The organism is Microbispora rosea, from assembly GCF_044460045.1.
In the GTDB taxonomy this organism is placed as follows: Bacteria; Actinomycetota; Actinomycetes; order Streptosporangiales; family Streptosporangiaceae; genus Microbispora; species Microbispora rosea.
This window is the reverse complement of the sequence record NZ_JBITJO010000013.1, coordinates 122,063-144,160: the sequence shown is the minus strand read 5'-3', so window position 1 is coordinate 144,160 and position 22,098 is coordinate 122,063. Positions and strand designations below refer to the sequence as shown.

Genomic DNA, 22,098 nt, shown 5'->3' with positions numbered 1-22,098 from the left:
GAAGGCGTTCAAGAGTGCCTTCCCAGCGCATGGTCCACCCCTTGCGGCCCTGCCCGGTGGGACTGCACACGCTTGCTCCGCTTGGCGCCAGCGCGCTTCGGAGGAGGTCATGTCGTAGTGGGCGTGGTGGTCGAAGGGATGATGGCTCCTGCCAGGAACGCACAGTGTCCCGATGGTCGTCAGGGCCCGCGGGGCGGTCAGGGGGAGGCCATCATGGGACACATGATCGAGGAGCGACGTCTTCCCGGCGGGAACACGAATGGGGCGGTCCGGGTCGGCGACACGGTCCGGCGTGTCCCCGGGCCCTGGACGCCTGCCGTGCACGCGCTGCTCCGGCATCTGGAGGAGGCCGGTTTCGACGGGGCCCCGCGGGCCCGAGGCTTCGACGACCAGGGCCGGGAGGTCCTCTCGTATCTTGCGGGAGAGGTGGTCGGAACCGCGCGGCCGTGGCCCGCCTGGGTGCATGGTGACGACGCACTTCGTCAGGTGGCCGGCTGGCTGCGTGACTTCCACGCCGCGGTGGCGGACTTCGTCCCCCCGCCTGACGCGGTCTGGCGTGAGGGAGGGACCTGGCGGCCCGGCCTGGTCGTCGGCCACAACGACGCGGCGCCGTACAACGCGGCGTGGGCCGACGGGCGTCTCATCGGCTTCTTCGACTGGGACTTCGCCGGTCCGGTCACCCCCGAGTGGGACCTCGCCTTCACCGCCTTCTCCTGGGTGCCGCTCCACGCCCGCCATGTCGTGGCGGCGGACGGGTTCACCGCGTTCGCCGAGCGGCCGCGGAGGCTGCGGCTGTTCCTCGACGCCTACGGCTGGGACGGCCCGGCCGAGCGGTTCCTCGGGATCGTCCGCCAGCGGGTCAATGCCTCCGCCGACGGCATCCGGCGTCTCGCGGCGGCCGGCGACCCGGCGTACCGGAAGTTGGTCGACCACGGCGTCGACAGGTCATTGGACATCGCGGTCGAGGAACTGGCCGGCTTCGCCGCCGAGTGAGACAGACGCCTGCGAATCGACTGGTCAGGGACGGGGCCAGGGCCGTCCGGCGAGGCGTTCGATGTCGGTGTTGAAGCGTCTCAGGTAGGCGAGGAAACCCACGACGTCCTCGGCGGTCCAGTCGGCGAGCACCTTCTCCAGGCCGAGGATGTTCTTCTCGCGCTGCTCGCCGAGCCACCGCTCGCCTTTCCCGGTCAGGCGGAACTTGCGGGCGATGCCGCCGTCGGGGTCGGGGATGCGTTCGACCAGTCCGGCGCGCAGCAGGGCCGAGGTGTGCCGGTTGAGGGTGGACACGTCCAGCCCGAAGGCGTCGCTGAGCTGGCCGATCGTCATAGGGCCGGTGATGTGGATGCGGCTGAGCAGCAGGTAGGCGCTGCGATCGACGTGCCGGTGCCGCCCGAGGAGCATGGTCTCGAACTCGATGAGATGCGTGGGCTTGTCCATGCCGGTTTCCTTCTCATACAGATATGTGCACCCTACACGAATTGTGCATGTAACACATGGTGTGTATGGTGCACATCGTTTTGACCATCGACCCGAGGGAGAACCCCCGTGGGAGGCTCCACGTCCGCCGCTCGCCCCGGCGGCATCGTCAGCGTGATGGCGGTGGCCGGCATCGTCGCCTCGCTGATGCAGACCCTGGTGGTGCCGCTGATCGGCGAGCTGCCGAATCTGCTGCGCACCACCGCGTCGAACGCCTCATGGGTGATCACCGTCACCCTGCTCGCGGGAGCGGTCACGACCCCGGTCACCGGCCGGCTCGGCGACCTGTACGGCAAGCGCCGCATGATGCTGGTCTGCTCGGTGCCGTTGATCGCGGGGTGTGTCGTCTGTGCGTTGGCGGGCTCCCTCATCCCGATGATCGTCGGTAGGGGTCTGCAGGGCATGGGCATGGGCTTGATCCCGCTGGGCATCAGCGCCCTGCGCGACCTGCTGCCGCCCGAGCGGCTCGGTCCCTCCATCGCGCTGCTGAGCTCGTCGATGGGAATCGGCGGCGCGCTCGGCCTGCCGATCGCGGCGGCGGTCGCCGAGTACGCGAGCTGGCGGATGCTGTTCTGGGGCTCCGCGGGGCTGAGCGTGCTGGTCGCGGTGCTGATCTGGCTCCTGGTGCCGGCCACGCCCGCGCGGGCTTCCGGCCGGATCGACGTCGCCGGTGTGCTCGGTCTGAGCACGGGGCTGGTGTGCCTGCTGCTGGGCGTCTCCAAGGGCGCCGACTGGGGCTGGACGAGCGGCGCCACACTTGGCCTGCTCGCCGCCGCGCTGGTCGTGCTGCTGCTGTGGGGCTGGTGGGAGCTGCGTGTCAGTGACCCGCTGGTCGATCTGCGCGTCACCGCGCGGCGGCAGGTGCTGCTGACCAACCTGGCCTCGATCGTGGTCGGCATCTCGATGTACGCCCAGGCGCTGATCGTCATGCAGATCCTGCAGCTCCCCGCGGCCACCGGCTACGGCCTGGGCCAGTCGATGCTGGCGGCCGGGCTGTGGATGGCCCCTTCCGGACTGGTGATGATGGCCGTCTCTCCGCTGGGCGCCCGCCTGTCGGCCGCCCGCGGCCCCAAGGTCACGCTGATCGCCGGCAGCCTGGTCATGGCGCTCGGGTACGGCTCGTCGACGGCCCTGCTGGGCTCCACCTGGGGGCTGCTGGTCGTCACCTGCGTGTGCAGCATGGGCGTCGGCCTGGCCTACGGGGCGATGCCCGCGCTGATCATGGGCGCGGTCCCCCGTTCCGAGACCGCCGCCGCCAACAGCTTCAACACGCTGATGCGCTCCATCGGCACCACGGTCTCGGCCGCGGTCATCGGCGTCGTCCTGTCACAGATGACCATCCGGCTGGGCGGGCACGTCCTGCCGTCGGAGGGCGGTTTCCGCGCCGGGATGCTGATCGGCTGCGCCGCCGCCCTCGTCGCCGCCGCCGTGACCACGGCGCTCCCCGCACGACCGGCGGGCCGTACGTCCGGACACGACGTCCCCGCCGAGCCCGTCACCGCCGCGAAGCCCTGACCCGTCACCGATCGGCCGCGCCGGGCGTATCGCCGAAACGGCGAGTGGCCACGAGCGCGGCCAGGTCCGGCGCGAGCCGGATCTCCGCCGCGTCCAGCCCCGGGTGGCCGAGCCAGTGCACCCGGGCCTGGTCGACGGCGCCGTCGAACCGGGGCGGCCAGTGCCGGGCCGGGGTCAGGTCGTCGATGACCAGCGTCCCTCCCGGCTTCAGCAGTCGGTGCGGATCAGCAGGCTGCTCACCGCTTTTGCCCTGGCCGCCGCCGTCGAGCACGAGCAGGTCGTACGGCCCGTCCCGATGGATCTCCCGCCAGTCGCCGCGGATCACCGAGACCTGCGGGTGATCGAGGAAGACCTGAGCGGCCAGGGACGCTCGGCGTGCGTCGCGTTCGACGCTGACCAGCCGTGCCCCGGGCCGGGCGCCCGAGGCCAGCCACGCCAGGCCCACCCCGCATCCCGTGCCGGTCTCCCCGATCGTCTCGGCCCCGCCCGCCAAGGCGTACAGCAGGCGCCCCTGTTCCGGCCGGCAGGAGGGCGCGAAGCCCGCCTGCCGGGCCGCCAGGACCGCACGCATGACCAGCGGAGGCAATCCCGTGACGCCGGCGTACGCCGCCGTGCCGTCGATCGACATCGCCCCAGGCTAGGCCGACCGTGGACGCCCAGGCCAGGCCTCGACGGCATGGACTATGCTCGTTGTGTTCGCAAGATGAACCGGCGTTCGCATAGCGAACAAGAAGGGAACGTCATGGGCTCGGCCTTCGTCTACGCCGCGGCGCGCACGCCGTTCGGCAGGTTCAACGGCGCGCTCGCGGACGTCCGCCCGGACGACCTGGCGGCCACAGCATTGCGCGGCGTCCTGGCAAAGCTTCCCCGGCTGGATCCGGCGGAGATCGGCGACGTGGTGTGGGGCAACGCCAACGGCGCGGGTGAGGACAACCGCAACGTGGGCCGGATGGCCGTGCTGCTGGCCGGGCTTCCGGTGACCGTGCCGGCCACCACGGTGAACCGGCTGTGCGGGTCGAGCCTGGACGCCGCCATGATCGGCTCACGGGCCGTCGAGAGCGGCGACGCCGACGTCGTCGTCATCGGTGGCGTGGAGTCGATGACCCGGGCGCCGTGGGTGCTGCCCAAGCCCTCCCGGGCCTTCCCCGCCGGTGACGTGACCGCGGTCTCCACCACGCTCGGCTGGCGGCTGGTGAACCCGCGCATGCCGAAGGAGTGGACGGTCTCCCTCGGCGAGGCCAACGAGCAGCTCGGCGAGAGGTTCGGCGTCTCGCGCGAACGGCAGGACGCCTTCGCCGCGCGGTCCCACGTGCTGGCCGACGCGGCCTGGAACGATGGCTTTTACGACGACCTGGTCGTCCCGGTCGAGGGCGCCGGCCTGACGCGGGACGAGGGGATCAGGCCCGGCACGACGCCGGAGATCCTGGCCGGGCTGAAGCCGGCCTTCCGCCCCGACGGCGCCATCACGGCCGGCAACGCCTCCCCGCTGAACGACGGCGCCTCAGCGGTCGTGCTCGGCTCGCAGGCCGCCGCGGACCGGATCGGCGCCGGCCCGATCGCCCGCGTCGCCGGCCGCGGGGCCTGCGCGCTCGAACCCCAGATGTTCGGGTACGCGCCGGTCGAAGCCGCCAACCAGGCGCTGCGCCGGGCCGGCATCGGCTGGGACGACGTCGGCGCCGTCGAGCTGAACGAGGCGTTCGCCGTGCAATCGCTCGTGTGCCTCGACGCCTGGAAGGTCGATCCCTCGATCGTCAACACCAGGGGCGGCGCCATCGCCATCGGTCATCCCCTGGGCGCATCCGGCGGCCGCGTCCTCGGCACGCTCGCCCAGGTGCTGCGCGAACGGCGCGAGCGGTGGGGTGTGGCCGCGATCTGCATCGGCGTCGGCCAGGGCCTGGCCGTCGTGCTCGAGAACGTGAGCGCGTCATGACCGCCGTGCTCACCGACCCCGAAGAGGCGGTCGCGGGCATCGCGGACGGCTCCACCGTCCTGATCGGCGGCTTCGGGATGGCCGGGATGCCCGTCCAGCTCATCGATGCGCTGATCCGGCAGGGCGCGACGGACCTGACCGTGGTCAGCAACAACGCGGGCAACGGCGACACCGGCCTCGCGGCGCTGCTCGCCGCCGGGCGGGTACGCAAGATGATCTGCTCGTTCCCGCGCCAGAGCGACTCGTGGGTCTTCGACGGCCTCTACCGCGCCGGGAAGATCGAGCTGGAGGTCGTCCCGCAGGGCACCCTGGCCGAGCGCATGCGCGCGGCCGGGGCCGGCATCGGCGCGTTCTACTGCCCCACCGGGGTCGGCACGCCGCTGGCCGAGGGCAAGGAGACGCGCACCATCGACGGCCGCGACTACGTGCTGGAGTATCCGATCAAGGGCGACGTCGCCCTCGTCGGCGCCCACGCCGGCGACCGGATGGGCAACCTCGTCTACCGCAAGACCGCGCGCAACTTCGGGCCCGTCATGGCGACCGCCGCGACGCTGACGATCGCGCAGGTGCACCACGTCGTCGAGACCGGCGAGCTGGACCCCGAGGCCGTGGTCACCCCCTCCATCTATGTCGACCGGATCCTGGACCTGAGCGCGACGGAGGCGACGTCGTGAAAACCACCGTGAAAACCACCGCGAAGACCGTCGAACACCTCGGCCGCGGCCCGCTCGGCCGCGACGAACTCGCCGCCCTCGTCGCACGCGACATCCCGCCCGGGTCCTTCGTGAACCTCGGCATCGGCCAGCCGACGACGGTCGCCGACCACCTCCCGGCCGGCTCCGGGGTCGTCCTGCACACCGAGAACGGCATGCTCGGCATGGGGCCCGCCGCCCGCGGCGACGACATCGACCCCGATCTGACCAACGCCGGCAAGGTGCCCGTCACCGAGCTGCCGGGCGCCTCCTACTTCCACCACGCCGACTCCTTCGCGATGATGCGCGGCGGTCACCTCGACGTGTGCGTGCTCGGCGCCTTCCAGGTCTCCGAACGCGGCGACCTGGCCAACTGGCACACCGGCGCCCCCGACGCCATCCCCGCCGTCGGCGGCGCGATGGATCTGGCGACCGGCGCCAAGCAGGTGTTCGTCATGATGACGCTGTTCACCAAGGAGGGCACGCCCAAGCTCGTCCCCGAGTGCACCTATCCGCTCACCGGGCTGGCCTGCGTGAGCCGCGTCTACACCGACCTCGGCGTCTTCCACATCGGCCCCCAAGGCGTCACCGTGGTCGAGACGTACGGCACCAGCGTGGCCGATCTCGCCTCCCGGCTGGAGGTGGCCGTACGCCCCCTGGGCCAGGAGGGATGACCGGACGAAAGGGACGATAGTCTCCCCCTGTGAGTGAGCGAGCAGTCCTTGTCACCGGTGCCTCTCGCGGGATCGGACGGGCGATCGCGCTGGCCTTCGCCGCCGCCGGCGACCGCGTCGCGATCCATCACCGCGGCTCCCCCGACCTGGCCGAACGGCTCCGTGCCGAGCTGCCGGGGCAGGGCCACGCCATCGTCCAGGCGGACGTCGCCGATCCCGCCGACGCGCGGCGCATGGTCGAGGAGGCGGCGGCCGCCCTCGGGGGCATCGACGTCCTGGTCAACAACGCCGGGATCTTCCTGCACCACCCGATCACGGAGACCTCCTACGAGGAGTGGCAGACGGTGTGGCGCGAGACGCTGGCCGTCAACCTTGTCGGACCGGCCAACGTCATCTGGAACGCCGTACGGCACATGACTCCGGGCGGCAGGATCGTCAACGTCTCGTCGCGCGGCGCCTTCCGCGGGGAACCGAACAGCCCCGCCTACGGAGCCGGCAAGGCGGGCCTGAACGCCCTGGGCCAGTCGCTCGCCATCGCCCTGGCGCCTCTCGGCATCGCCGTGGCGACGGTGGCGCCCGGCTTCGTCGAGACCGACATGACCAACGAGCACCTCAAGGCGCCGCGGGGCGACGAGATCCGCGCCCAGAGCCCGTTCGGGAGAGTGGCGAGGCCCGAGGAGATCGCGGCCGCCGTCCTGTATCTGGCGTCGCCGGAGGCCGAGTGGGCCAGCGGCACGATCGTCGACCTGAACGGCGCCTCCTACCTGCGCAGCTGAGCCGCGGTGGTCACTTCGGCGCCGAGTATTTGACCAGGACCTTCTCCAGCCTGCTCACGACCGGTTGCCAGGTCGGAGGCAGGGTGTAGCGGGTGGCCCGGTGTCCCTTGTAGGCCAGCCGGTAGGCGATGAAGTCGGCCCCCGGCGGCCGGGACTGCGAGCGCCCGAGCCGCAGGTGCTTGAGCGAGCCGCGCAGGCCGCGCCATTCCGCCGCGGTCAGACATCTGCGGACCGTGGGACCGGTGCGGCGGCTCAGCACGGTGCAGCCGTCCGTGTAGACGGCCACCCGGTTGCGCAGCCCGGCGAACCCGCCCTCCTCCCGCAACTCCACGAGCAGCTTCCTGTGTGCCGTGGCCGCCTCGGCGGGAGCGGTCACGGCCAGCACGGACAGGGCCGCCAGCGGCGGCAGCACGACACGCGAAATCCTCATGCCCTCTATGACGGATCACGACGCCCTTCGGCTCACCGGCAGCGTCCGGATGTAGGGCAGCCGACGCCGGGCAGGCGGCTCGGAGTCTTCGAGCCGAAAGGTGGCGACCGTGTCCGATGCAACCGAACAGGACGTCATCGACGTGCTGCCGGCGCAGCACAACCCGATCAAGGCCATGTTCGCGGAGGTCGCCGCCGCACGAGGCGAGCGCAAGCGCGCCCCACCCCGGCGCCGGCGAGTCCGCGACCGCCAACATGCTGGCCGGCCCGTCGGTGGCCGTGTTCGACAAGATCCGAGACACCGTGCTGGACTGGCGGCAGTCGAACAACGACTGACCCGCGTCGCTCGATCGAGGGTGAGCGCCTGCCGTCTCCCCTCTATACGCGTTCGAGGCGGCGGACTCCCTGCCCGGGGCGCCAGAGGTCCATGACCATGGCGGATCCCTCGATCCGCGTCAGCACGACCCCGCGAATGTCGGCGATGAAGAAGTGGGACTCGCTGAAAGCATCGGGACCGAAGCCGCGCGCGGCCAGCATCGGCGTGATCCGGTCGCGATCGGTGACCTCGACCGCGTATCCGGACAGCTTCGTGTCACCCCCCGATGAACCGGCGGAACCGGCGGAACCAGCGGAATCGGCGGAATCGGCGGAATCGGCGGCGCCGAGGAGAACCGGAGGGCCGTGCAGCGCGAAGCGCGGATCACGCCGCAGGTCCCGGGCCTTCAGCGCGCCGGGCATCGACCCGAACCACAGTTCGTCGCCGACGACGTAGGCCTCGATGCCGCTGACCCGCGGCGAACCGTCCTTGCGCAGTGTCGCGATGGTCTTGTGCTTGTGCGACTCGAACGACTCCCGGACCCGGGTGGCGAACTCCGGTGCGGATTCGGCGACTTCACGCCAGCTGGCCATGTGGTGCGGAACCTCCGTACGACCGTGGATGAGCGGTCAGCCTGCCAGACGGGACCGACAAAACAGCCATGCCGAACCGCGGTGCGGGGGCTCAGCCGCCGGGGTTCTCGCGCTGGCAGGAACCCCTGCGGTGCCGCCGGACGCGCCACACGACCAGAGCGGTCACGACGAGCGTGGCGAGAACGGCCGCGACCACACCGCCGACGGCCGACTGCACCTGCTTGTACGCCGCTCCGGCGAAGAAGCCCAGGAAGGTGTAACCGGCTCCCCAGAGCACCCCGCCCAGGACGTTGAACAGGAAGAACCGCCGATAGCTCATGCGCGAGACCCCGGCCAGGGTCGGCATCATGGCGCGGAGGAACGCGGCGAACCGCGCGAAGAACACCGCCTGAGGGCCCCACCGGCGCATCAGCGCCCGCGCCCTGTCCACGCGGTCGCGGCGGCGGCGCAGAACCCGTACGCCGAGGACGCCGGGGCCGAGGCGGCGGCCGATGAAGTAGCCCGCGCTGTCGCCGGCTATCGCGGCCAGCGTCACCACGAGCGCCAGCCAGTACACCGACAGCCTGCCCTGGCCGGCGAGCACGCCGCCCAGCACTGCGGCCGTCTCCCCCGGCACGACGAACCCCACGAACAGCGCGTCCTCGGCGAAGACCAGCGCCGCCACGACCGCGTAGAGCACCGTGCCCGGCAGGCTCCAGAGCCAGTTGATGATCGAGTCCACCCGTCCTCCATGCGCCTCCCCGTTGTCGTGTCCCCGGGGACGCGCACTTACGCGCGCGGCGCACGGCCGAGCCTGGTTCGCCCGGAGTTCTCGCCGCCCCGCCCGCCCGAGACGCCCACCCGAGACGCCCGCCCCAGACCCTCGGGACTTTGCCTGCAGACGGGCATCGGCACGACCGGTCTTCATGCTTGCCCGGGCATACGTGATGGGCGCCGTCCTTGCGGCCAGCCGTCCTTCCGGCGGCCGACCATCGATAAGAGGAGATTCCGGATGAGTGTCAACGAGCAGGCCCTGAGCTACCCGATTCCCAACGACGCGGCGCTGGACCCGCCCGCGGAGTGGGCCGAGCTGCGCACCCGATGCCCGGTGGCCCACGTCACGCTGCCCAGCGGCGACCGGGCGACGCTGCTGACCCGCTACGAGGACGTCAAGCAGGTGCTGGCCGACCCGCGCTTCACCCGGCAGCTCACCGCGCCCGACGCGGCCCGGCTGTCGGCGGACGGCAGCGGGGTGTTCAGCAGCGAGATGGCGACGATCATCCCCGACAGCGGCGAGGAGCACCAGCACTGGCGGCGCCTGGTCGGCAGGTGGTTCACCGCCAAGCGCATGAACGCCATGCGGCCCGCCATGATCCGGATCGCCGACGATCTCATCGACGACATGGCCAAGCGCGGCGCGCCGAGCGACCTCAGGGCGAGCCTCGGCTTCCCGCTGCCGGTGTACGTGATCTGCGACATGCTCGGCGTGCCTGCCGCCGACCGGGACCGGTTCTCCTACTGGTCCGACACGCTGCTCAGCCTGACCCGGTACGGCAAGGCCGAGATCGAGGTCGCCCAGGGTGAGTTCTTCCAGTACATGTCCGACCTCGTCGCCGCCAAGCGCGCCGAGCCCGGCGACGACCTGCTGAGCGAGATGATCACGGCCGGCGGTCCGGAAGACGGCGGGCTGTCCGACATCCAGATCCTGGTCACCGGCATGGCGCTGCTGGTCGCCGGGCACGAGACCACCGCCAACATGATCGGCAAGATGGTCTCCATGCTGCTGGCCGACCGCACCCGGTGGGAGCGGCTGCTGGCCGACCCGGCGCTGATCCGCACCGCGGTGGAGGAGTCGCTGCGTCTCGACGCCAACTCCGGCTTCGGCCTGCCCCGCTATCTCAACGCGGAGACCGAGGTCAGCGGCACGGTCCTGCCCCGCGGCACGACCGTGGTGTGCAGCATGGCCGCCGCCAACCGCGACGAGACCGCGTTCGAGAACGCCGGCGAGATGGACCTGACCCGCAGCCCGAACCCCCACCTGGCCTTCGGCTCCGGCGCGCACTCCTGCCTGGGGCAGGCGCTGGCCCGCACCGAGCTGCAGGTCGTCCTGGAGGTGCTGCTGCGCAGGCTGCCGACGCTGGAACTGGCCGTGCCGGTGGAGGAGCTGGAACGCGTGGAGGGGCTGGCCGTCGGCGGCCTGCGCGAGGTCCCGGTCCGCTGGTGACCTCCGGCCACGAATCCCGATCGGCAAGGAGGACATGGACATGAAGGTCATCGTCGACGAGGCGAAGTGCTGCGGCGCCGGGCAGTGCGTGCTGATCGCGCCGGAGGTGTTCGACCAGCGCGACGAGGACGGCATCGTCGTCCTGCTGGAGCCCGAACCCGCCGGGGACCGGCACACCGCGGTCCGCGAGGCCGCCGCCGTCTGCCCCGCCGCCGCCATCCAGTTGGACGAGGACGCCTGAGTCCCCGCGGACGTCGCCCGTGGACGGGGAGGGGCTGCCAGGGCCGGTCTCGCGATAAGCAGTGGCGGCCCCTCCCTCGTGGCGTGAGATCCTGCAGCACCCGCCCCACCCCCCGGAACGGCCAAGCGGCGGGAGGTTGAGGAGAGACCGGCATGAGCGACAGGACCGCGCTCAGCTACCGCATGAAGGCGTACGAGAACGTCACCAGAAGTGTGCTGCCGCGCCGGGCGTGCCATGTTCGACGCCGGAGCGAAGCGTGGCCGTGTCGTCGTCCGGGACCGTCGTTCGAAGGAGTCGCTGTGAACGCTGACCGGCACCGTTGGGTGCGCTGGCCGTCCGACCCCGGACGGGCCCGCCTGGGGTTCGGGGCGGACTACAACCCCGAGCAGTGGCCCCGTGAGGTCTGGGACGAGGACATGCGCGCGATGGGGGCGGCCGGGGTCAACATCGTCTCCTTGGCGATCTTCTCGTGGGCGCGGATCCAGCCGAGCGAGGACGTCTGGGACTTCGACTGGCTCGACGAGGCGATGGACCTGCTGCACGCCCACGGCATCGCGGTCGACCTGGCCACGGCGACGGCCTCGCCGCCGCCGTGGCTGAGCGCGAAGCACCCGGAGATCCTCCCCATGGACCGGAACGGCCACACGGTGTGGCCGGGGGCGCGGCAGCACTGGCGGCCGACCTCGCCGGTCTTCCGGGAGCACGCGCTGCGGCTGGCCCGAGCCCTCGCCGAGCGCTACCGCGGCCACCCCGCCCTCGCCGCCTGGCACATCTCCAACGAACTCGGCTGCCACAACGTCTACGACTTCTCCGACGACGCCGCGGCCGCCTTCCGCGCGTGGCTGCGGGCACGGTACGGCACGCTCGACGAGCTGAACCGCGCCTGGGCGACCTCGTTCTGGTCCCAGCGCTACAGCGACTGGTCGCAGATCCTGCCGCCGCGCACGGCGGCCTCCTACCCCAATCCCACCCAGCAACTGGACTTCAAGCGGTTCTCCTCCGACGCGCTGAAGGACCACCTGCGCGCGGAACGGGACGTCCTGCGCGCGCTGACGCCGGACGTCCCCGTGACCACGAACTTCATGGTCATGGGTGAGACCAAGGGCATGGACTACGCCGACTGGGCGGGCGAGGTCGACTTCGTCTCCAACGACCACTACCTGCTGACCGGCCCGCAGGCGCAGGACGAGCTGTCCTTCTCGGCCAACCTCACCGGCTCGCTCGCCGGCGGCCGGCCCTGGTACCTGATGGAGCACTCCACCAGCGCGGTCAACTGGCAGCCGGTCAATCTGGCGAAGAGGCCCGGCGGCATGGCCCGCGACTCGCTCACCCACGTCGGGTACGGCGCCGACGCGGTCTGCTTCTTCCAGTGGCGGCAGTCGGCGGGCGGGGCCGAGAAGTACCACTCGGCGATGGTCCCCCACGCCGGCGTCGACAGCGACGTGTTCCGGTCGGTCGCCGGCCTGGGCGCCACGCTGGCCGCCCTCGCGCCGGTCGCGGGCACCCGGCGGCTGCGCGCCCCCGTGGCGATCGCGTTCGACTGGGACTCATGGTGGGCCGGCGAGCTGGACTCCCACCCCACCTCGCTGCTGCGCTACCGCCAGGAGGCCCTCGACTGGTACACCGCGTTCCTCGACGCGGGCGTCCGTGCGGACGTGGTCGACGTGGACGACGACCTCAGCGGCTACCAGTTGCTCGTGGCCCCGATCCTGCACGTCGTGCCGGCCGCTCTGGCCCGGCGGCTGGAGGGCTACGTCGCCTCCGGCGGGCACCTCGTCACCACCTACTTCTCGGGCATCGTCGACGAGGACGACCACGTGTGGCTCGGCGGCTACCCCGGGGCCCTGCGGGACCTGCTCGGCATCCGCATCGAGGAGTTCGGCCCCCTGCCGGACGGCGAGGCCGTCGACCTCGACCTCGGCGTGACCGGCACGCTGTGGACCGACCGGATCGACGTCACCGACCCGGCGACCGAGGTCGTGGCGACGTACAAGACCGGCGACCACGCGGGCCGCCCCGCCGTCACGACGCGCCGTACGGGAACGGGCTCGGCATCGTACGTCTCCACCCGCCTCGGCCCGGAGGGTCTGGGGGCCGTCCTTCCTCACCTGCTGGACGTCGCGGAGGTCTCCTCGGAGCTGCCGCCCGAAGCCCGCGGGCTCGTGGACGTCGCCGTCCGCACCGACGGAACGGACGACTACTGGTTCCTGATCAACCGCACCGACCTGCGCGTCGACCTGTCCGCGATCCCCGGCGATCCCCTTCACGGCCCCGCCCTGGCCGCGGACACGACCCTGGCCGCACGGCAGGTCCGCGTCCTGCGGCGGCCCCGCGCATAACGGGGTCCTCACCGGCTGGCGCCGCCCCCTCCGCCGGGAGAGGATGACGGGGCGACGAGGGTCGGGCGCTGCACGCGCGGTCCACCGTCCTCGCACCGAAGATCGCGGTCAGCGGATCGTTCTCGGGAGAGGCGCATGGGAGAGGTCGTCATCGTCGGAGGCGGCCCCACCGGGCTGTGGCTCGCGGCGGAGTTACGTCTCGCGGGGGTCGAGGTCACGGTCCTGGAGAGGCGGGCGGAACGTGACCCGCACTCCAAGGGCTTCACCGTTCACCCCCGCACGATGGAGCTGTGGGCGTCGCGCGGCGTCGGCGAGTCGTTCGTCGCGCAGGGCACGCGGGTGCCGGACTCGCATTTCGGTCTCCTCGACCACCGGATGGACTACGGGACGCTCGACACCCCCTTCCCGTACGTCCTCCTGCTCGCGCAGCCGAAGGTCGAGGAACTGATGGAGGACCACGCCCGCGACCTGGGGGCGGACGTCCGGCGGGGGATCGCCTTCACCGCGTTGACCCAGGAGAAGGACCGGGTCGTGGTGCGGGCCGAGGGCCCCGCCGGGCCCTCCACCATGGAGACGGCGTTCCTGGTCGGCTGCGACGGAGCGGGCAGCGCGGTCCGCCCGGCCGCCGGGATCGGCTTCCCGGGAACCGCCTCCACGGCGTACGCCTGGGTCGCCGACGTGACGCTCGACGACCCTCCGGCGGTGCCGTACTTCCAGAAGACCAACGCGGCCGGGCAGGTGCTGGTCGTGCCCATCGGGCCCGGCCTCCATCGGGTGGCCGGCGTCGACGGCACCGGCGTTCTCGGCGACGAGGACCGGCCGGCGGAGAAGGAACTGCGCGCCTGGCTCGTGGCCGTCGCCGGCACCGACTTCGGCCTGCACGACCCCGTCTGGGTGTCCGGCACCGGATCCGCCTCGTGCCTCGCCGACCGATACCGCAGCGACCGCGTCCTCCTGGCCGGAGACGCCGCGCACCGACTGTACCCGGCCGGGGGTATGGGCCTGAACGCCGGCGTGCAGGACGCGTGGAACCTCGGCTGGAAGCTCGCCGCCACCGTGCGGGGATGGGCTCCCGACGGGCTGCTCGACAGCTACCACGCGGAACGGCACCCGGTCGGCGCGGCCACGCTGCGCCTGACCCGCGGGCAGACCGCACTCATGACGACGTTCGCGCCCGAGACCCTCGCCCTGCGGTCGGTCCTGGACGACGCCATCGCGCGGGTGCCGGAGTTCTCCCGCTTCCTGGCGGAGCAGGTGTCCGGCATCGGCGTGTCGTACGGAAGGGACGCGGGTGATCATCCGCTCGTGGGGACACGGGCCCCGGACCTGCCGCTGTCCGGCGGGCCGGGGTTGTTCGCGCTGCTCACCCCCGGGCGCTACGTGCTGCTCGACTTCACAGGAGCGGGCCGCGCCCTCCCCGGCCGGGTGGCCGCGTCCCCCGCGCCTCCCCTGCCGCCGGGAGCGCCCGTGCTCCCGGAACCGCCCCTGCCGCCGGGTCTCGTCGTGTGCGCGGGCGCACCGGTCGAGTCCAGGACCGAGTGGCGGCGGGTGCGTGCCGCGCTGATCCGTCCGGACGGGCACGTCGCCTGGGCCTCGGAGGAGAGCGACGAGACGGCCCTGCGGTCCGCGGCGGCCACGGCGCTGGCCGCCACGACCCGCGTCAGAACGCCGGGCTCCTGACGGCCTCCCCCAGCGGCGGTCGGTGGTCACGACGGCGACGACACCGCCGCGGGCGGGGGCGTCACCCGACGGGAGGACGGCTCATCGGAGATCCGGTCAGCGGGGCGCGTCCGTGACGACGACGTACACGCCGCGGACCTCGGTTTCGTCGGGCAGCCGCCAACCGGCCGTGACATGCCCCCGGGTCCCCGCGACGTCCGTCTCGCCGGGCCGCAGGACGCGGGTGACGCGCAGTGTCAGCTGTCCGCTCCCGGCGCCGTCCGCTGAACCGTCCAGGGCGTCCACGACGACGTCGGTGGCGTGCGGCGCCTCGGCCACTGCGGTCAGCCGGATCGGGCCCGGCACCGCGGCTCCCGTGAAGCTCGCGACGACCGTGGGGTCGGGAGTGTCGCTCACGCTCTGGGCCTGCGGCTCGGCGTCGCCCTGGATCAGGGCGTGGAGTTGTGCGACGAGAACCGGATCGTGGGTGCCGTCATAGACCCACCGCTGTCCCAGGACGCCGTGCTCCGGCGTCCCGATGAGGGCGTGATCGGCTTCCTCCAGCGGCGCCCCCCGGTAGGTGAGCGGCACGTGATAGGAGACCGGCCGGTCGCCGGACACGTCGGTGACCACCATGAAGTCGATCCCGACCTCGCCCCGCGGGTCGTCGAGCCGGAAGCCCCCGGCCCTCGTCAGCTCCGGCCGCCCCTCGCCTTCGTACCAGGGCTGGGTGGGAAGCCACGCGGTGAGCAGCTCCAGTTTGCTGGGCGTCAGCGTGGTGCGATGGATGACAGCCATACCGTGAAGCCCCTTCGTCGGCGTCCCGTCACCGTTCTCCCCGGCGCGACCGCGCGGGGCGGATCATCGTCTCATACGGCCCGCGGCGGCTGTTCGCCCGCTCCCCCGCGTGGGGGAGGCGGATGGTTCCCCCGGGGGAGGCGGACGCCGGCGCCCGCCGGAAGCATCTCGACCGTGAACACGGATGAGACACGAACGGTGGGGGGCACCGCGACACCGGTCGAGACGGACCAGGTCGGTGCCGGATGGACTGCGGCGCGCGTGGTGGCCGGCTACGGCGCCGCACTGTCGCTGTCGCTCTATCTCGCGGTGAAGGTCGTCTGGGTGGTGGCGGCGCTGCTCGGCCACGCGCCATCCAGCTTCACCGACGGCGACTGGGGCCTGTTGAACGGGGTCACCGTCGCCATGTCGGTCGTCGGCATCGCTTTGGGGCTGGTCCTCGCGCAACGACGGGGCCGCCGCGTCCCGGCGCCGCCGCTGGTCTTCTTCGCCTGGATGGGGGCAGGATTCCTCGTACCGATGATCCCCTACATGCTGCTCAGCGCCGTCCTCGGAGGCGGCGCGGGAGGCGGCGACTCCGGCGGCGGCGATGCCGCCCCATCGTGGGAGATGGTGTTCATCGGCATCGGATTCGCGGGCATGGCCCTGGGACTGGCCATAGCGCTCCCCATCTACATGCGGGAACGGTGGCCGGCCGCGTTCCTCGGACGCGTCGGTGACCGCCCTCCCCTGCCCCTCGGCCGATCCGGTCTGCGAGCTCTGTACATCCTGGTCGCGGCACTGGTCCTCCTATGGACGTACTGGACGGCGGGCGGAACGCTCGGCATCACCCCCGCGCACCGGGACCTGATGGACGTCAACGGACGGCTGCTCACCGGCAACTCCGCGCTCTGGGCCGTCATCGGCGCCGCTGCGATCCGCGTGATCGTCACGGGGCGGCCGAGGATGCCCCTGTGGATCCCTATGGCGTTGGCCTTCACATCGTCGGGTTCGCTGTTCGCGTGGGCGTCGTGGAAGCTCCTGTGGGCCCTCCTCCGGCCGGGTGGCTACGCGGCCGCCGAGTATCCGGCCGTTTCCGTCGTCCAGCACGGGCTGGGCATCACGGCAGGAATCGTGATGCTGGCCGCGCTGCTCAAGGCCGCGCGAACGCGCCGGGGCGGGGTCGGGTGACCCACGCCCCGGCGGCCCGCCGTGGAAGTGCTACCCCGTGAAGTCCGCGACGTGGTCGCGGACCCAGGTGGCGAAGGTGCGGGGAGCGTGGCCGGTGACCTGTTCGACGGTGCCGGTCAGGGGCACGGGGCGGCCGTCATTGGCCCGCCAGTAGTCGAGCAGGGCGTCCGCGTAAGGACCGGGGATGTAGCCGGCCGTCTCCTGTTTCCATTCCTCCGGGGTGACGTGGCCGACGGTGATCGCCCGGCCGGTGATCTCGGCGAGCAGGCCGATCTGTTCGCTGAACGTGAGGCTCTGCGGGCCGGTCAGGTGGAGGCGCCGGCCCTGGTGGGACGGGTCGGTGAGCACGGTGAAGGCCACTTCGGCGAGGTCGCGTTCGTGGATGGGGTCGGTGTGGGAGCCCGGGTAGGGCAGACTCACCGGGCGTCCGGCCTTGATGGGCCAGGCCCAGGCGCCGGCGTTGCCGGCGAAGGAACCGGGGCGCAGGATCGTGGTAGTGAGCGGTGCGGCGAGCAGCGCGGTCTCGACGTCGAGATGGGACTTGGCCAGCGAATCGCCGGCCGCGCCGGGACCCAGCACGGCGGCGGACGACAGCAGGACGACGTGCTCGACCCCCGCGGTGACGGCGGCGTCGGCGAACTCGGCGACGTGCGAAGCCTCGGCGTACAGGAAGACCTCGCTGACTCCGGCGAGAGCGGCCGGGAAGGTGCCGGGATCCCGCAGGTTGCAGGTGACGGCCGTGACGCCGTCCGGCACTCGCAGCCGCCCGGGGTCGCTGGACGCCACGCGTACGGGGCGACCGGCCTGAAGCAGCAGGGTCAGCAGCTGGCTGGCGACCGCGCCGCGGCCTCCGGTGACGAGAATCATGGAAATACTCCGGTTACGGGTACGAATGTGCGGATGCCTTCCGGAAGCGCGGAAGGCTCAGTGAGCGAGTGCTCCCCGGCGCGGACGCAGCGGGATGCCCGTCAGGCACGCCGCGGTGACGGCCAGGGCGAGGCGCAGGGTGAGGAGCAGCGCGAGAAGCAGGCAGGGCAGGACGCCGCTGGACGGCCCGCTCGGCGTGACGGTGTCCAGGCCTGCCACGAAGCCCGGGTTGCCGATCGGCGGCCGTTCCGGCAGCGGCCGGCCGGCGCGTGCCTGCTGTGTCGCGCACGCACGTGGAGACAAGGATGAGGACATGGCGAGGCAAGCTCTCTGCTGAGAGATCCAGACAGCCTTACCTGAGGCTGTCGTGCCGGCCGGATGTCCCGACACGCTCGTGAACGAGCGCTGCACCTTACGATCGAGAAGCTAGCACGAAACTCACTCGCCCGGAGAACCCGCCCGGATCTGGAACACCCGCTGCCCGGCCTCCGTGTCTCGCCCGGGCGCGACGCCGGCACCGGCTTCACCCTGGTCTCCGAGCCCGCGTCTTCCGTTCACGGGTGCGAGCGCCCCTGGGGTGAATCCGTGCTTCTCGCTGTCAGCGACCGCGGTTGGCGGCGCAGCTCCCGGGAGGTGGCGCGGGCAAAGCGATCGGCTGCTGCTGCCGGTACTGTTCCAGGTCGATGAGGTCCCCGTTGATCGCGTTGCGCCTCTGGAGTTCCGCCCAGTACACCGGGTCGAGGAAGATCGCGGGGTTCCACAGCGACTGCGTCAGGTCCGTCAGTTGGCCCAGGTAGAGCACAGCGTCGGCCAGCTTTCCCAAGGGGACGCCGCACAGCCGCGGCGCGTCCATGAACTGTCCCGCGTCGGTGGATTCCAGCCAGGTGCCTGAGCACGGGATCACGGTGCGCCGTGGACAGGTCACCAGGCGGGGATGGCTACCGGCCACGATCACGTAGACGTGCTGGCCGGTCTGTTCCTCGATAAGCGGGACTCCGTGGTCGGCGTTCTGTCCTGGCGCCGGCGAGTGCATCACGTGCCCGCTGCCGTAGCAGATCAGTGCCCGGCGTTTCTTGGCGAGCACTTCCCGTTTCACCACTGATGCCATGTGGGCGTCACGTTGGGCGAGAAAGGCATCCACTTGGTCTTGGGTGGTGATGTGGGACCAGTCGATCGGCGGATCCCCGAGCAGCACTCGGATCCTTCGCTCCGCAGGCAGCGTCCAGTTGACGGCGCGGACCGTCCGGAAGAACTGTTCACGGATCGGCTGGTCGCCGGTGGCCCCGGGCGACTGCGTGGTGTTCCGCCAGACCTGCCGCAACACTTGGTCGTCGACAGCCGCCCCGGCGACGAACCGGTCGACGATCGGCTGGTACAACGCGTTGCCGAACTCGACGACGATGTCGTCGACCACCTGCGGCAACCGCGGATCCGTGAGCAGCATCTGCTGCGCGTCACCGTGTTCCTGCTGACCGTGTGACTCACCGATCGCAACGAGCCGGTGGCGCTCGAAGGCCGCGAGCACCGCCTGGTTGAGGTCCCGTGTGGCCGCGTCGGCCCTGCCCGCCGAACTGGTCGTCAGCTGCCCGCCGGCGCTGCCCGCCGAACTGGTCGTCAGCAGTCCGCCGGCTGCCGTACCGGCACCGGTGACGGCGAGGAACCTGCGCCGCGTCAACCGTGGATCTCTCACGTCTGGTCCTTTCCGAACGGCGATTCCGCTCGTGTGACGGGCACCGTGCTCACGGGTCGTGTCTCTCGTGGACGCCTTTCCGGGATGGTTGTACGGCACGGCCGGTGTCGGCCGGGTGTCAGCGGCTGACACCCGGCCGACACCGGATCCCTGACATCGTGAGCAGTGCGGTCGCGGCCTGCCGAACGCGGCACCACCAACGAGAAGGAGGACGGTCGTGCGAGTTCTGGTCGTCGAAGACTTCGAGGTTCTGGCGAGGGCGATCGGGACCGGATTGCGCCGCGAGGGCATGGCGGTGGACGTCGTTCTCGACGGCGACGACGCTCTGGCCCACCTGGCCGGCACCCGATACGACGTGGTGGTGCTGGACCGCGACCTGCCCGGCACACCCGGCGACGACGTGTGCCGTGACATCGCCGCCGGTGGCGCCGGGTCGCGGGTGCTGATGCTCACCGCCGCAGGCACCGTGCGAGACAGGGTCGAGGGCCTGGGTTTGGGCGCCGACGACTACCTGCCCAAGCCGTTCGACTTCACCGAACTCGTGGCCCGCGTGCGCGCGCTGGGGCGCCGCTCGGCGCCCGCCGTGCCTCCGGTCCTCCAGGCAGAAGATCTGACCCTGGACCCGAGCCGGCGGGTGGCCTTTCGTGGCGGACGGCGTTTGGAGCTCACCCCGAAGGAGTTCGCCCTGCTGGAATGCCTGCTCGCTGCCGGTGACCGGGTTGTGTCCTCGGAGGAGTTGCTGGAACGGGTCTGGGACGAGGCCGCCAACCCGTTCACCACGGCCGTGAAGACGACGGTGCGCCGGTTGCGGGCCAAACTCGGCGATCCGCCGGTGATCGAAACCGTCCGTGAGGGCGGCTACCGGATCGGAGTCCCGCGATGAATTCCGCATTGGACCCAACGGTGACCGGCCGTGCCGGCCGCGCCCGGCACCACCTGCGCCGGCCGTCCCTGCGCGCGCAGCTCACGACGCTTTACGCCGGCCTGGTTCTGGCCGTCGTCGTCCCGATGGTGCTGCTCGCCGGCTTCCTCTTCGGGAGAGACCGGATCCGCGTCCGGGCCGGGGACGCCGTCCCTCCGCCCGGCACGGCCACCCAGCAGGTCGATGCCGCGCTCGCGATCACCGCGATCACCGTCGTGGTCCTCACCGTGCCGATCGCGTGGTGGCTGGCCGGGCGCTTCCTCCGCCCGCTGCGCGCCATGACCGTGACCGCCCAGGAGATTTCAGCCACCAACCTCAACCGGCGGCTCGGCCTGCGCGGCCCGGACGACGAGCTGACCAAGCTGGGGCGCACCCTCGACGACCTGTTCGAGCGGTTGGACTCCTCGTTCGCGGCGCAGCGCCACTTCGTGGCCAACGCCTCGCATGAGCTGCGCACCCCGCTGGCCGGGCAGCGCACCGTACTCCAGGTCGCGCTCGCCGACCCCGACGCGAGCGAGGCCAGCCTGCGAGCCGCGTGCGAGGAAGCACTCGGTCTCGGCGAACGGCAGGAACGGTTGATCGACGCCCTGCTCACGCTGGCGGAAGGACAGAAGGGCATCGAGCACTGGGAAGTGGTCGACTTGGCTGATGTCACCAAGGGGCTGCTGCTGTCGCGCCGTGCGGAGGCTGTCCGGCGAACCATCACGGTCCAGGCATCGCTGGACCCAGTACCGATCAGCGGTGACCCCGACCTGCTCGCCAGCATGATCGGCAACCTGGTCGACAACGCACTCCACCACAACGTTCCCGACGGACACGTCACCATCGCCACCGAACTCACGAATGGTTGCGCCCGCCTATGGGTCGGCAACACCGGCCCGACGATCCGATCGCAGGACCTACGACGGCTTTTCCAACCGTTCCAGCGACTCGGTACCCAGCGAACCCACAACGCCGACGGCCACGGACTGGGCCTGGTCATCGTGCAGGCCGTCGCCGAAGCACATGGCGCGCAGCTGACGGCCCACCCCCGCCCCGGGGGCGGCTTGGACGTGACAATACTGTTCGGCTGATTCCACCCGGCCGGCGCCTCCTGCCCCTCACCGCCGGGGACGACGCGCTGCGCAGGGCATCAAACGGTCGCTCGAGCCACGCCCGGTGGTCATCCGGCGAACCGACCGGCTCAGTCGCCGTCGCGGACCTTGTCGTACAGCAGGCACAGCGCCCCGCTCGCGGCCTGCGCGACCGAGACGGGCCGCCAGCCGGTGGCGGGAAGGCCGTCGGCGAACAGGCGGGGCCCGTCGCCGACCAGCTCGGGCGCGAGCGTGATGCTCAGCCGGTCGAGCTCTCCGGCCCGCAGCAGGGCCTGGATGACGCTGGTGCTGGCCAGCACGATGATGTCGCCGCCGTCCTGCTGCCGCAGCTCCTTCACGACCTCGGCGGGACCGGCGGCGACGATGCGGGAGTTCTGCCACGCGATCTCGGTGAGCGTGGTGGAGAAGACGACCTTCTCCACGGTGTTCAGCCACTGGGCGAAGGCCCGGTCACGGGGGTCGGCCGACTCGTCCTCGGCCACCGCGGGCCAGAAGCCACCGAAGCCCTGGTAGTTCTTGCGGCCTAGCAGGGCGGTGGTGGCCCCGGAGGTGACCTTCACCATGTGGTCGCGGGCGCCGTCGCTGACGGCGTGGGGGACGATCCAGCCCATGTCGTACTCGCCGCCGGGGCCGTGGATCCGGCCGTCGAGGGAGAGGGTGATGTTGCCGATAACGGTGCGGTTCGTTGTCATGAGGCGAGTCTTGCCGGGGCGG

Annotated in this window: 23 protein-coding genes; 13 read left to right on the top strand and 10 right to left on the bottom strand. The window is 71.6% G+C overall.

Going from position 1 to position 22,098, the window contains the following annotated elements; translation table 11 throughout:
- The first annotated feature begins 213 nt into the window (after positions 1 to 213).
- Positions 214 to 993: a phosphotransferase gene (locus ACIBK1_RS36280; protein WP_396740172.1), complete on the top strand. Its 780-nt coding sequence runs from the start codon at positions 214 to 216 to the stop codon at positions 991 to 993.
- A 24-nt stretch (positions 994 to 1,017) separates the two neighbouring features.
- Here ACIBK1_RS36280 and ACIBK1_RS36275 read toward each other — a convergent pair whose 3' ends face one another.
- The gene (locus ACIBK1_RS36275; RefSeq protein ID WP_396724716.1) at positions 1,018 to 1,437 is read right to left on the bottom strand and encodes a MarR family winged helix-turn-helix transcriptional regulator; all 420 of its coding nucleotides are present in this window, start codon (positions 1,435 to 1,437) and stop codon (positions 1,018 to 1,020) included.
- A 108-nt stretch (positions 1,438 to 1,545) separates the two neighbouring features.
- On the opposite strand from ACIBK1_RS36275, the gene ACIBK1_RS36270 reads away from it, so the two are divergent.
- The gene (locus ACIBK1_RS36270; RefSeq protein WP_396740170.1) at positions 1,546 to 2,991 is read left to right on the top strand and encodes an MFS transporter; all 1,446 of its coding nucleotides are present in this window, start codon (positions 1,546 to 1,548) and stop codon (positions 2,989 to 2,991) included.
- Between the two features lie 4 nt (positions 2,992 to 2,995).
- Here ACIBK1_RS36270 and ACIBK1_RS36265 read toward each other — a convergent pair whose 3' ends face one another.
- Entirely contained in the window at positions 2,996 to 3,619 is a 624-nt protein-coding gene (locus ACIBK1_RS36265; protein ID WP_396740168.1) for an O-methyltransferase, read from the bottom strand.
- Between the two features lie 114 nt (positions 3,620 to 3,733).
- On the opposite strand from ACIBK1_RS36265, the gene ACIBK1_RS36260 reads away from it, so the two are divergent.
- Genes ACIBK1_RS36260 through ACIBK1_RS36245 form a run of 4 tightly spaced genes read left to right on the top strand, consistent with a single transcriptional unit; the run spans position 3,734 to position 7,063 of the window.
- Positions 3,734 to 4,921, top strand: coding sequence for a thiolase family protein (locus ACIBK1_RS36260; RefSeq protein ID WP_396740166.1), 1,188 nt, complete (start codon positions 3,734 to 3,736; stop codon positions 4,919 to 4,921).
- The gene (locus tag ACIBK1_RS36255) at positions 4,918 to 5,595 is read left to right on the top strand and encodes a 3-oxoacid CoA-transferase subunit A (RefSeq protein ID WP_030510217.1); all 678 of its coding nucleotides are present in this window, start codon (positions 4,918 to 4,920) and stop codon (positions 5,593 to 5,595) included. The genes ACIBK1_RS36260 and ACIBK1_RS36255 overlap by 4 nt, the downstream gene beginning before the upstream one ends.
- On the top strand, positions 5,592 to 6,287 hold the full coding sequence (locus ACIBK1_RS36250; RefSeq protein WP_449566895.1) for a 3-oxoacid CoA-transferase subunit B: 696 nt from the start codon (positions 5,592 to 5,594) through the stop codon (positions 6,285 to 6,287). The genes ACIBK1_RS36255 and ACIBK1_RS36250 overlap by 4 nt, the downstream gene beginning before the upstream one ends.
- A 29-nt stretch (positions 6,288 to 6,316) precedes the next feature.
- The gene (locus ACIBK1_RS36245; protein WP_030510219.1) at positions 6,317 to 7,063 is read left to right on the top strand and encodes an SDR family NAD(P)-dependent oxidoreductase; all 747 of its coding nucleotides are present in this window, start codon (positions 6,317 to 6,319) and stop codon (positions 7,061 to 7,063) included.
- 10 nt (positions 7,064 to 7,073) lie between these two features.
- Here the strand turns inward: ACIBK1_RS36245 and ACIBK1_RS36240 are convergent, their stop codons facing one another.
- From ACIBK1_RS36240 to ACIBK1_RS36230, 3 genes are all read right to left on the bottom strand, one after another.
- Entirely contained in the window at positions 7,074 to 7,493 is a 420-nt protein-coding gene (locus ACIBK1_RS36240) for a hypothetical protein (protein WP_156081070.1), read from the bottom strand.
- Positions 7,494 to 7,870: 377 nt separating this feature from the next.
- On the bottom strand, positions 7,871 to 8,401 hold the full coding sequence (locus ACIBK1_RS36235; RefSeq protein WP_396740163.1) for a pyridoxamine 5'-phosphate oxidase family protein: 531 nt from the start codon (positions 8,399 to 8,401) through the stop codon (positions 7,871 to 7,873).
- A gap of 91 nt (positions 8,402 to 8,492) precedes the next feature.
- On the bottom strand, positions 8,493 to 9,122 hold the full coding sequence (locus ACIBK1_RS36230) for a DedA family protein (RefSeq protein ID WP_076440799.1): 630 nt from the start codon (positions 9,120 to 9,122) through the stop codon (positions 8,493 to 8,495).
- 270 nt (positions 9,123 to 9,392) lie between these two features.
- Between ACIBK1_RS36230 and ACIBK1_RS36225 the strand changes: the two genes are divergently transcribed.
- The 4 genes from ACIBK1_RS36225 (at position 9,393) to ACIBK1_RS36210 (ending at position 14,864) form a co-directional block, all read left to right on the top strand.
- Positions 9,393 to 10,604 carry a cytochrome P450 gene (locus tag ACIBK1_RS36225; RefSeq protein WP_396740160.1) on the top strand — a complete coding sequence of 404 codons (1,212 nt, stop codon included), beginning with the start codon at positions 9,393 to 9,395 and terminating at the stop codon, positions 10,602 to 10,604.
- Positions 10,605 to 10,644: 40 nt separating this feature from the next.
- Complete coding sequence (locus ACIBK1_RS36220; RefSeq protein ID WP_030510224.1) at positions 10,645 to 10,845, top strand: ferredoxin; 201 nt, start codon at positions 10,645 to 10,647, stop codon at positions 10,843 to 10,845.
- 299 nt (positions 10,846 to 11,144) lie between these two features.
- Positions 11,145 to 13,184, top strand: a complete 2,040-nt coding sequence (locus ACIBK1_RS36215; protein WP_396740158.1) for a beta-galactosidase — start codon at positions 11,145 to 11,147, stop codon at positions 13,182 to 13,184.
- Positions 13,185 to 13,199: 15 nt separating this feature from the next.
- Positions 13,200 to 14,864 (top strand): FAD-dependent monooxygenase, encoded by a 1,665-nt coding sequence (locus ACIBK1_RS36210; RefSeq protein ID WP_396740216.1) that lies wholly within the window; start codon positions 13,200 to 13,202, stop codon positions 14,862 to 14,864.
- 96 nt (positions 14,865 to 14,960) lie between these two features.
- On the opposite strand, the gene ACIBK1_RS36205 is transcribed toward ACIBK1_RS36210, so the two are convergent.
- Positions 14,961 to 15,641, bottom strand: a complete 681-nt coding sequence (locus ACIBK1_RS36205) for a maltokinase N-terminal cap-like domain-containing protein (RefSeq protein WP_396740156.1) — start codon at positions 15,639 to 15,641, stop codon at positions 14,961 to 14,963.
- Positions 15,642 to 15,815: 174 nt separating this feature from the next.
- Between ACIBK1_RS36205 and ACIBK1_RS36200 the strand changes: the two genes are divergently transcribed.
- The gene (locus tag ACIBK1_RS36200; protein ID WP_396740154.1) at positions 15,816 to 16,811 is read left to right on the top strand and encodes a hypothetical protein; all 996 of its coding nucleotides are present in this window, start codon (positions 15,816 to 15,818) and stop codon (positions 16,809 to 16,811) included.
- A 30-nt stretch (positions 16,812 to 16,841) separates the two neighbouring features.
- Here ACIBK1_RS36200 and ACIBK1_RS36195 read toward each other — a convergent pair whose 3' ends face one another.
- The 3 genes from ACIBK1_RS36195 to ACIBK1_RS36185 all read right to left on the bottom strand — a co-directional run bounded on the left by ACIBK1_RS36195 (position 16,842) and on the right by ACIBK1_RS36185 (position 19,368).
- The gene (locus tag ACIBK1_RS36195; RefSeq protein ID WP_396740152.1) at positions 16,842 to 17,678 is read right to left on the bottom strand and encodes an SDR family oxidoreductase; all 837 of its coding nucleotides are present in this window, start codon (positions 17,676 to 17,678) and stop codon (positions 16,842 to 16,844) included.
- 57 nt (positions 17,679 to 17,735) lie between these two features.
- On the bottom strand, positions 17,736 to 17,993 hold the full coding sequence (locus ACIBK1_RS36190) for a hypothetical protein (protein WP_396740150.1): 258 nt from the start codon (positions 17,991 to 17,993) through the stop codon (positions 17,736 to 17,738).
- Positions 17,994 to 18,276: 283 nt separating this feature from the next.
- Complete coding sequence (locus ACIBK1_RS36185; protein ID WP_396740148.1) at positions 18,277 to 19,368, bottom strand: hypothetical protein; 1,092 nt, start codon at positions 19,366 to 19,368, stop codon at positions 18,277 to 18,279.
- 217 nt (positions 19,369 to 19,585) lie between these two features.
- Between ACIBK1_RS36185 and ACIBK1_RS36180 the strand changes: the two genes are divergently transcribed.
- The gene (locus ACIBK1_RS36180; protein WP_030510232.1) at positions 19,586 to 20,251 is read left to right on the top strand and encodes a response regulator transcription factor; all 666 of its coding nucleotides are present in this window, start codon (positions 19,586 to 19,588) and stop codon (positions 20,249 to 20,251) included.
- Positions 20,252 to 20,271: 20 nt separating this feature from the next.
- The gene (locus tag ACIBK1_RS36175) at positions 20,272 to 21,363 is read left to right on the top strand and encodes a sensor histidine kinase (RefSeq protein WP_396740145.1); all 1,092 of its coding nucleotides are present in this window, start codon (positions 20,272 to 20,274) and stop codon (positions 21,361 to 21,363) included.
- 110 nt (positions 21,364 to 21,473) lie between these two features.
- On the opposite strand, the gene ACIBK1_RS36170 is transcribed toward ACIBK1_RS36175, so the two are convergent.
- Entirely contained in the window at positions 21,474 to 22,076 is a 603-nt protein-coding gene (locus ACIBK1_RS36170; RefSeq protein ID WP_396740143.1) for a dihydrofolate reductase family protein, read from the bottom strand.
- Between the last annotated feature and the right edge of the window lie 22 nt (positions 22,077 to 22,098).